Below are 9,529 nucleotides of genomic sequence, written 5' to 3'. Positions count from 1 at the left end.
TCACAAGGACCCGGATCCGAAGATCCGAGACACTCGCCTCAAACGCCCACGCTTATCGGCTGTTGATTTTTAAAGAGCTTGTCTTCGCCTTGTTTGCTGCGTCGCGTTTCGTTTGTTCTGCAGCAGCGAAGAACGCTATTCTAGTACGAGCTTTTCGGGTCGCGCAAGCACTTTCGCTAAAAATTTTTCGAAGGGTGCTGCGGACGCCGGCGGGCAGAGCCCGCGGCACCACGCCCCTCCCCGCCGCCCTGCGCTCAGCCGCCAGCGGCGGCACCACGGATGCGCCGCGCCAGATAGGCCAGAGCCTCCTCGACCTGATCGACCAGGATCAGGCAGAGGTCGCCCGGCTGCAGGCGCTCGAGCGCCAGGTCGATCGCGACGAACTCGCCGCGGATCTCGTCGACCTGCTTCGTGCGGGCGGCGCCTTGCAGCCCCTCGCGCAGCAGCGCCACCACTTCGCCGTCGGCGCGGCCGCGCTGGCAGGCATCCTGATAGAGGATGACGTCGTCGAAGGCCGCGCCCAGGATCTGCGTCTGCTCGCGGATGTCCTGGTCACGCCGGTCGCCCGCACCGCTGATGACGACCGAGCGGCGCTGCGCCGGCAGTGCATCGACCGCGGAGACCAGCGCGCGCATCGCGTCCGGGTTGTGGCCGTAGTCGGCGATGACGGTGGCGCCACGGTAGTCCATGACATTGAAGCGGCCGGGCGCGTTGTCGGAGTCGCTGGCGAAGCTCGACAGTGCGCGGCGGATCGAGTCCCAGTCCAGCCCGGCACCCCAGCCTGCGGCGACGGCGGCCATGACGTTCTCGACCTGGAAGCCGATCAGGCCACCGCGGGTGATCGGGATCTCGCGCAGCGGCAGCAGTTCGCGGCGCGCGCCCTCGGCAGCGACCAGATGATCACCTTCGACATAGACGCAGCGCCGGCCCTGGGCGCGGTGCGTGGCCATCACCGGATGCTGACGGTCGGCGGCGAAGAAGATCACCTGCCCCGGACAGACTGCGGCCATGCCCGCCACGATCGGATCGGCCGCATTCAGCACCGCATAGCCGGTGGCGGCGACGTTCTGCACGATCACGCGCTTGAGCACCGCCAGATCCTCGACGGTGGTGATGTAGTTCAGGCCGAGGTGGTCGCCGGCGCCGATGTTGGTCACCACCGCCACCTGGCAGCGGTCGAAGCCCAGGCCCTCGCGCAGCACGCCGCCGCGCGCGGTCTCGAACACCGCGGCGTCCACGTCGGGATGCATCAGCACGTTGCGCGCGCTGCGCGGGCCGGAGCAGTCGCCGCTGTCGATCTGCCGACCGTTGACATAGACGCCGTCGGTGTTGGTCATGCCCACGCGCAGGCCGCTGCTGGCGAACAGGTGCGTGATCAGGCGCGCGGTGGTGGTCTTGCCGTTGGTGCCGGTGACGGCGACGACCGGGATGCGGCCGTCGTCGCCGGGCGCGTACATGCTGTCGATCACCGCCTCGCCGACCGCCCGGCCCTTGCCGTAGGACGGCGACAGGTGCATGCGCAGGCCCGGCGCGGCGTTGACCTCGACGATGCCGCCGTCCTGCTCCTCGAGCGGACGCAGCACGCTCTCGCAGACCACGTCGACGCCGCAGACATGCAGGCCGACCATCTGCGCCGCGCCGACCGCACGCGCGGCCACCTCGGGGTGGACGTCGTCGGTCACGTCGGTGGCGGTGCCGCCGGTGCTGAGGTTGGCGTTGTTGCGCAGGATGACGCGCCGGCCCTTCTCGGGCACCGACTCGGGCAGCAGATCCTGCAGCGCCAGCCGCGCGATGGCGATGTCGTCGAAGCGGATCTTGGTCAGCGAGGTCGCGTGGCCGGTGCCGCGGCGCGGGTCGGCGTTGACGATCTCGACCAGCTCGCGCACGGTGTGCTCGCCGTCGCCGATGACATGCGGCGGATCGCGGCGGGCCGCGGCCACCAGCCGGTCGCCGACGACCAGCAGGCGGAAGTCGCTGCCGGGCAGGTACTTCTCGACCAGCACCTCGCCGATCTCGGCGGCGGCCGCGAAGGCGCGGTCGAGCTGGGCGCGGTCGGTGATGTTGACCGTCACGCCCTTGCCCTGGTTGCCGTCCTGCGGCTTGAGCACCACCGGCAGGCCGATCTCCTCGGCCACCGCCCAGGCCTCGTCGGGCGTGGCGGCCGGGCGGCCGATCGGCACCGGCACGCCGGCGGCGTGCAGCAGCTTCTTGGTCAGGTCCTTGTCCTGGGCGATCGACTCGGACACCGCGCTGGTGGTGTCGACCTCGGCGGCCTGGATGCGGCGCTGGCGCGATCCCCAGCCGAGCTGGACCAGACTGCCCTGCGTCAGGCGCCGGATCGGGATGCCGCGCGCCAGCGCGGCGTTGACGATCGAGCCGGTGCTCGGGCCCAGGCGCACGTCCTCGTCGAGCTCGCGCAGCTCGGCGATCGCGGCGGCGACATCGAACTCGCTGCCGGCCAGCGCCGCGCGCACCAGCGCCTCGGCGTGGCGCAGCGCCAGCCGGCCGACGTCTTCCTCGGTGTACTCGACGACGACCTGGTAGGTGCCTTCCTCGACCGTCACCGAAGTGCGGCTGAAGGTCACCGGGCAGCCGGCCTGGGCCTGCAGCGCCAGCGTGGCGGCTTCGAGCACATGCGCCAGCGACACGTCGGCGCGCTGCGCGCCCACCGGCACCGGTCCGATCGCCGGGAACAGCGCACGCAGGCGGCTCTCGAAGCCCGGCAGGTGGACCAGGGAGCGCTCGGCCGGCTCGCACGAGACGATCGCCTCGACAGCGGTGTGGCGGCTCCAGAGATTGGGGCCGCGCAGGGCCCGGATGCGGGAAACGTCCATCGGGTGTTCTTCTCTGATCGGGGTCGGGTCGATCGGATCGATCGGGTTCTTCGTGCGGGCGGGAGCGGCTCAGGCCGCGGGGCGCGAGCCGAAGGTCTCGAGGCCGGCGGCCATCAGCTCCGGATTGATGCCCATCGCCCAGGCGGTGGCCAGCGCGGGCAGCACGACTTCAGGCGCGATCGTGATGCGGCGGCGCACCAGATCGACGCAGACCGTCTCGCTCGCGCCGGTGGCCAGCATGATGCGGCCGTCGCGCAGCAGCACGGCGCGGCCGCCCTCGGCGCGGTGGTCGGCCAGCGGCTCGGGCCGGGTCGCGTACAGGATGACCGCCCCGTCGGACAGGCGCGCCATGTCGGCGATGCGCTCGTCGTCGGCGTTCAGCACCGCCACACCGTCGGGCAGCACCACATCGACCTGGGTGCGCATCACCCGCGGCATCTGCTCGGACTCGCGGATGTCGTGGCGCTCGAGCTGCTCGAAGCCGTCCAGGTCGGTGACCACGCCGACATGGCAGCGGTCGTAGGGCAGGCCGGTGTCGAGAATGACGCCGGCGTCGTTCTCGATCACCACCGCCTGGACCTCGCGGTTCATCAGCAGGCGGTGGCCGCTGTCCCAGTCGGCGCAGTCGCCACGGCCGACGCGTCGGCCGGCCAAGAACAGGCCGTCGCGGCAGGCCAGGCCGACATGGCGGCCGCCCAGATGCACCAGCCACGCGACGATCTGCGCGATCTGCGAGGTCTGGCGCGAGCCGGCCACGCCGACCACCGGCACGCGGCCGCTGGCGTCCTCGGCGAACAGGTGATCGACGATCGCCTGGCCGACCGGGCGCGGCATGCCCTGCGCGGGCTTGAGGTGCATCAGCAGGCCGGGGCCGGCGTTGACCTCGACGATCGCGCCGCCGGTCTCGTGCAGCGGGCGCGAGATGTCGGTGGTGACCAGATCGATGCCGGCGATGTCCAGGCCGACGATGCGCGCGGCCAGGCCCACCTGGTAGGCGACATCCGGATGCACGTCGTCGGTGCAGTCGATCGCGACATTGCCGTTGCGCTGGATCAGCACCTGGCGGCCGGCTTCGGGCACCGAGCCGGCGTCCAGGCCCTGGCGCTCGAGCAGCAGCCGGATCACCGGCTCGCGCTCCAGACGGATCGTCTCGAGCGGGAATTCCTCGGCCTCGCCGCGGCGCGGGTCGGTGTTGAGCTGGGTGTCGATCAGCTGCTGCACGCTGGAGCGGCCGTCGCCGGCGACCCACAGCGTCTCGCCGCGCGCGGCGGCGACCACCTGGCCGGCGACGACCAGCACGCGGTGCTCGTCGCCGGGAATGTAGCGCTCGACGATGACCTCGCTGCCCTCGGCGTCGGCGATGTGCCAGGCGGCCATGACCTCCTCGCGGGTGCGCAGGTCCAGGCTCACGCCGCGGCCGTGGTTGGCGTCGCTGGGCTTGACCACCACCGGCACGCCGATGTCCTCGGCCTCGTCCCAGGCGGCCTCGGGGCTGTCCGCCACCGCGCCTTCGGGCACCGGCACGCCGCAGGACTTCAGCAGCGTCTTGGTCATGTCCTTGTCGCTGGCGATGCCTTCGGCGATCGCGCTGGTCAGGTCGGTCTCGGCGGTCCAGATGCGGCGCTGCGCCGAGCCGTAGCCGAGCTGCACCAGATTGCCGTCGTTGAGCCGGATGTGCGGGATGCGGCGATCGGTGGCCGCGCCGACGATGCTGGCGGTGCTGGGGCCCAGATAGCAGTCGTCGATCTTCTCGCGCACCCGCTCGACCGCCGGCGCCACCTCGAAGGGCTCGTCGTTGATCGCGCTCATCAGCAGCCGGTGGCCTTCGGCCAGCGCGGTGCGGGCGACCTGCTCGTCGCGGGCGCGGAAGACCATGCGGTAGACGCCATGCCGCGAGGTGCTGCGCGTCTGACCGAAGCCGGTGGGCATGCCCGCCAGGTTCAGCAGCTCGATGACCACATGCTCGAGCACATGACCCATCCAGGTGCCTTCCTCCAGGCGCTGCAGGAAGCCGCCGCGCTCGCCCACACCGCAGTGGTGCTCGATCAGCGCCGGCAGCATCGCGGTCAGCCGGTCGTTGAAGCCGGGCAGCCGGTTCGACGGCCAGTCCTCGAGTTCGCCCAGGTCCAGCCAGACTTCGAGCGTCGGACGGTAGGTCCACACATTGGGGCCGCGCAGGTAGGTGATGCGCAGCAGCTTGATGTCGTCTTTCTTGCTCATGTCGTGCCGAAGGTAGCCGCCGAAGGACCGATGGGAACGTGATTGTGCCGACTTCACCTTGCGTCAAGCCGCCAGGTCAGCGCGATGCGCTGCAGCGACGTTGTACGAGGCGTGTTCATCTGCGCCAAGGCCGCACGATCCGGCTGGGCCAGAATCGGCCACCCCGAGAAGAATCCCGATGCAAGCCCACTCCGCCTCCGTTCGCGCCGACGCCGTCGAGTCCGCGACCCTCCCGCTCCTGCCGAACGAAAACGTCCTGACCACGCTGGAGGTTGACCTGGACGAGCGGCTGCACTTCGCGCGCGCCCGGCTGCAGCTCACCGAGCACCGGCTGATCGGCGAACGCGGCGCCTGGCCGCTGCGGCCGGATCTGTCGCTGCGGCACCACGACCATGCCGGCGTCGGCACGCTCGAGCTGCATGACGGCAGCGGGCGGCTGGCGCTGTGGCGCTTCACGCTGGCGCAGAACGTCCAGGCGCTGCGGCTGGTGCGCCTGTTCGAGCAGCGGATCGAGCAGCTCGCGCATGCCGGCCACGCGCACGATGACGACGCGGGCGATCCCACCCGCTGCCCCACCTGCCACGCGCCGCTGCCCGCCGACAGCGACGACTGCGAGATCTGCACCCGCGAGCTGACGACGCCGCCCTCGACCTGGGTGCTGCTGCGGCTGTGGCGCTTCGCGCGGCCCTACCGCTGGACGCTGCTGGCGGGCTTCCTGCTGACGCTGGCCTCCACCGCCGCGACACTGGTGCCGCCCTACCTGACGATTCCGCTGATGGACGAGGTGCTGATTCCCTTCCAGAACGGCAAGTCGATCGACACCCGTCAGGTCGGCATGCTGCTGGGCGGCCTGTTCGGCTCGGGCCTGCTGGCCTGGGGCCTGGGCTGGGCGCGCACCTGGCTGCTGGCGCTGGTGTCCGAGCGCATCGCCGCCGACCTGCGCACCACCGCCTTCGACCATCTGCTCGGCCTGTCGCTGGACTACTTCGGCGCCAAGCGCACCGGCGACCTGATCGCGCGCATCGGCTCGGAGACCGACCGGCTCTCGGTCTTCCTGTCGCTGCATGCGCTGGACTTCGCCACCGATGTGCTGATGCTGGGCATGACGGCGGTGATCCTGTTCTCGATCAATCCTTGGCTGGCGCTGGTCACGCTGCTGCCGCTGCCCTTCATCGCCTGGATGATCCACCTGGTGCGCGACCGGCTGCGCACCGGCTTCGAGAAGATCGACCGCGTCTGGGGCGATGTGACCAATGTGCTGGCCGACACCATTCCCGGCATCCGCGTGGTCAAGGCCTTCGCGCAGGAGTCGCGCGAATCGAAGCGCTTTCACGAGGCCAACGACGCCAACCTGGCGGTCAACGACCGCATCAACAAGACCTGGAGCCTGTTCACGCCCACGGTGACCCTGCTGACCGACATCGGCCTGCTGGTGGTCTGGGGCTTCGGCATCTGGCAGGTCAGCCGCGGCGAGATCACGGTCGGCATCCTGACCGCCTTCCTGGCCTACATCGGCCGCTTCTACAGCCGGCTCGACTCGATGAGCCGCATCGTCTCGGTGACGCAGAAGGCCGCCGCCGGCGCCAAGCGCATCTTCGACATCCTCGACCATGTCTCGAACGTGCCCGAGCCGGCGCAGCCGGTGCCGATCACCCGGCTCGAGGGCGCGGTGAAGCTCGAGAACATCGCCTTCCGCTACGGCAGCCGCTCGGTGATCCGCGGCATGAGCCTCGACATCCGCCCCGGCGAGATGATCGGCCTGGTCGGCCACTCGGGCTCGGGCAAGAGCACGCTGGTCAACCTGATCTGCCGCTTCTACGACATCACCGACGGCTCGATCCAGGTCGACGGCGTCGACATCCGCCGCTATGCGGTGTCGGACTACCGCCGCCACATCGGCCTGGTGCTGCAGGAGCCCTTCCTGTTCTTCGGCACCATCGCCGAGAACATCGCCTACGGCCGCCCGGACGCCACCCGCGAGCAGATCATCGCCGCCGCGCGCGCCGCGCACGCGCACGACTTCATCCTGCGCCTGCCGCAGGGCTACGACTCGGTGGTGGGCGAGCGCGGCCAGGGCCTGTCGGGCGGCGAGCGCCAGCGCATCTCGATCGCGCGCGCGCTGCTGATCGACCCGCGCCTGCTGATCCTCGACGAGGCCACCGCCAGCGTCGACACCGAGACCGAGAAGGAGATCCAGAAGGCGCTCGACAACCTGGTGCAGGGCCGCACGACGATCGCCATCGCGCACCGCCTGTCGACGCTGCGCAAGGCCGACCGGCTGGTGGTGATGGACCGCGGCGTGGTGGTCGAGGTCGGCACGCACGACGAGCTGATGGCACGCCAAGGCCACTACTTCCGCCTCTACGAGGCCCAGGCCCGCCGCACCGAGAGCGACGAGGACGGCGAGTCCGAGCACGATCAGGTGCTGCTGGCGCACCAGATCCCGCAGCCCTCGGCCCACGGCACGAACTGAACGAACCCGAGCAGCTCCCGATGTCCTCCACCCCTAACGCCGCCACCGCCGCCCTGCCCGTCTTCACGCTCGAGCGCCACGCCAGCGGCCGCCTGGTCTACACCGGCGCCGACGGCATGCCGCGCCACGGCGTCACGCCGGTGCGCGCCTTCCCCGTCTCGGCGCCCGAGGCCGGCCTGTCGCTGGTCAGCGCCGAAGGCCACGAGCTGGTCTGGATCGACCGCCCGGCCGACCTGCCGCCGCCGCTGCGCGCGCTGATCGACGAGGAACTCGCGCACCGCGAGTTCATGCCCGAGATCAGCCGCATCCGCGAGGTCTCGACCTTCTCCACGCCCAGCACCTGGACGGTGGACACCGACCGCGGCCCCACCACGCTGGTGCTGAAGGTCGAGGAAGACATCCGCCGCCTGCCCGGCCGCCGCCTGCTGATCACCAGCGGCCACGGCATCGTCTTCTCGGTGCGCGACATGGGCGCGCTGGACCGGGCGTCGAGGAAGTTTCTGGAGCGGTTTCTCTGAGGGGCTGAGCGGCTGGATCAGGCGTTGGCGCGACCCTCGATCCGCGCAATCGCCGCATCCAGGCTGGCGACCCCGCGCGGCATCAGCACATCGGACACCCAGGCCATGATGTCCGAGACCCGGTGCTGGAAATCCTGGATCGCCAGCCATTCCTCGCGATCGGCGGCGCCCATCGCGGCAATGCCGAGATCCTGAAAGACCGATTCGAGCGCCTTGTGTTCGTCACGCCAGTGGCGGATGTACACCGCGCGCCCGATCGCACGGTCGATCTTCAGGTCGGGCGGGATCACCGCCACGATGCGGCCCATCAGGTCGGCACGGTCACCCTGGCTGCGCTGGAACAGGTGCAGCAGCTCGCGCATGCAATTGGGCGAGCGCAGGTACTTGTCGCTGAGCACGACCAGCACGCGGTCGGCGCGGCCGATTTCCGCCATGAAATGGGAAATCCAATCGCCGGTTCGCATGTGCGTCTTGTCGCGGCGGAACTCGAAGCGGTCGGCGGGCAGGCGCTGACCGACCTCGTCCACGAACGCCTGACTGGCATCCTCCCACGCGTACGACACGTACACCGGGATCGGCGCGTCGGCGGCGCGGGGCACCGGGCCGGGGGTCAAGCGGGCAAACGGTTCCTGGCCGTTGTCGTCTCCGGGCATGGGCCGAGTTTCACCGGGTTCGCCGCTCATCCACTTCACCTCTGGTTTCTGACCGATGTTGATCCGCTCGATCGATCCGACGACTTCCCGCGCCAGCGCCGCCGCATTCGCCTCGGTCGTCTCGACCGAAATCCACCCGCCGCCCTGTCCGCTCGGAGCCGGCAACTGGCTGCGGATGCGAACGACGCCGGCGGCCTGCTGGTCGTAGAAACACACGCCGTAGCGCCAGTAGACGGCCTGCACGCCTGCGCGTGAGCCGATGCCGCACAGCAGCGCCCGCAGCACGCCTTCGTGCAGGAAGGCGTAATTCAGCTTCACCTCGGCCTTGGCTTCGGCGCCTTGCCAGAGGCCGGCGATCTGCCCCGCCACCGCGTCTTCCAGCGGCAGCAGCGCCGGGGCGACATGCATGTCCTCGGCGATCTTGAAACACGTCTGGCACTTTTCCATCATCGACAGGAAGAGCTTGCGTTCCTCCTCGGTGCGGTTCTGCCAGACCAGCAGCGCCAGCAGTTGCGGTGTGAACCGCCCGTGCTGCTGGCGGATCAGCGGCAGCGCCGAATCCCGGTGCAGCACCGCATACATCCCGTCCAGCGCCCACGCCTGGTCCAGCACCACTTGATCGCCGAACACGCCCTGTTTCCAGAACACCTGCCCGCTGCGGTGCAGATACTCCAGCACGACGCCCGGTACGGCGGTCTGGTGCTGCTCGGCGCACAGGCGCTCGAATGCGTCGCGCGGCAGCGTCCGCCCAGGGCGATTGCATTAGCCAAGTCCCCGATTGCGTGGTAACAATCCGGCCCGACCTCGCCACCCCACGACACGATGCCAGAC

5 protein-coding genes are annotated in these 9,529 nt (G+C 70.1%); 2 read left to right on the top strand and 3 right to left on the bottom strand.

The genetic code is table 11. The annotated features are described in order from the left end of the window. Positions 1-254 precede the first annotated feature (254 nt). Positions 255-2,834 carry a cyanophycin synthetase gene (gene cphA / locus NFT33_RS11500; protein WP_251675435.1) on the bottom strand — a complete coding sequence of 860 codons (2,580 nt, stop codon included), beginning with the start codon at positions 2,832-2,834 and terminating at the stop codon, positions 255-257. A gap of 69 nt (positions 2,835-2,903) precedes the next feature. Beyond that, positions 2,904-5,054, bottom strand: coding sequence for a cyanophycin synthetase (locus NFT33_RS11495; RefSeq protein WP_251675433.1), 2,151 nt, complete (start codon positions 5,052-5,054; stop codon positions 2,904-2,906). Between the two features lie 178 nt (positions 5,055-5,232). Here NFT33_RS11495 and NFT33_RS11490 point away from each other — a divergent pair, with 178 nt between their 5' ends. Beyond that, on the top strand, positions 5,233-7,527 hold the full coding sequence (locus tag NFT33_RS11490) for a cyanophycin metabolism-associated ABC transporter (RefSeq protein WP_251675432.1): 2,295 nt from the start codon (positions 5,233-5,235) through the stop codon (positions 7,525-7,527). A 20-nt stretch (positions 7,528-7,547) separates the two neighbouring features. Next, positions 7,548-8,045 (top strand): cyanophycin metabolism-associated DUF1854 family protein, encoded by a 498-nt coding sequence (locus NFT33_RS11485; protein ID WP_251675430.1) that lies wholly within the window; start codon positions 7,548-7,550, stop codon positions 8,043-8,045. 17 nt (positions 8,046-8,062) lie between these two features. Here the strand turns inward: NFT33_RS11485 and NFT33_RS11480 are convergent, their stop codons facing one another. Next, positions 8,063-9,439: a COR domain-containing protein gene (locus NFT33_RS11480; RefSeq protein WP_259373338.1), complete on the bottom strand. Its 1,377-nt coding sequence runs from the start codon at positions 9,437-9,439 to the stop codon at positions 8,063-8,065. Positions 9,440-9,529: the final 90 nt, after the last annotated feature.

The sequence above is a fragment of the Sphaerotilus sp. FB-3 genome (assembly GCF_023706025.1).
In the GTDB taxonomy this organism is placed as follows: Bacteria; Pseudomonadota; Gammaproteobacteria; order Burkholderiales; family Burkholderiaceae_C; genus Sphaerotilus; species Sphaerotilus sulfidivorans.
This window is presented reverse-complemented; position numbering and strand designations above follow the sequence as displayed.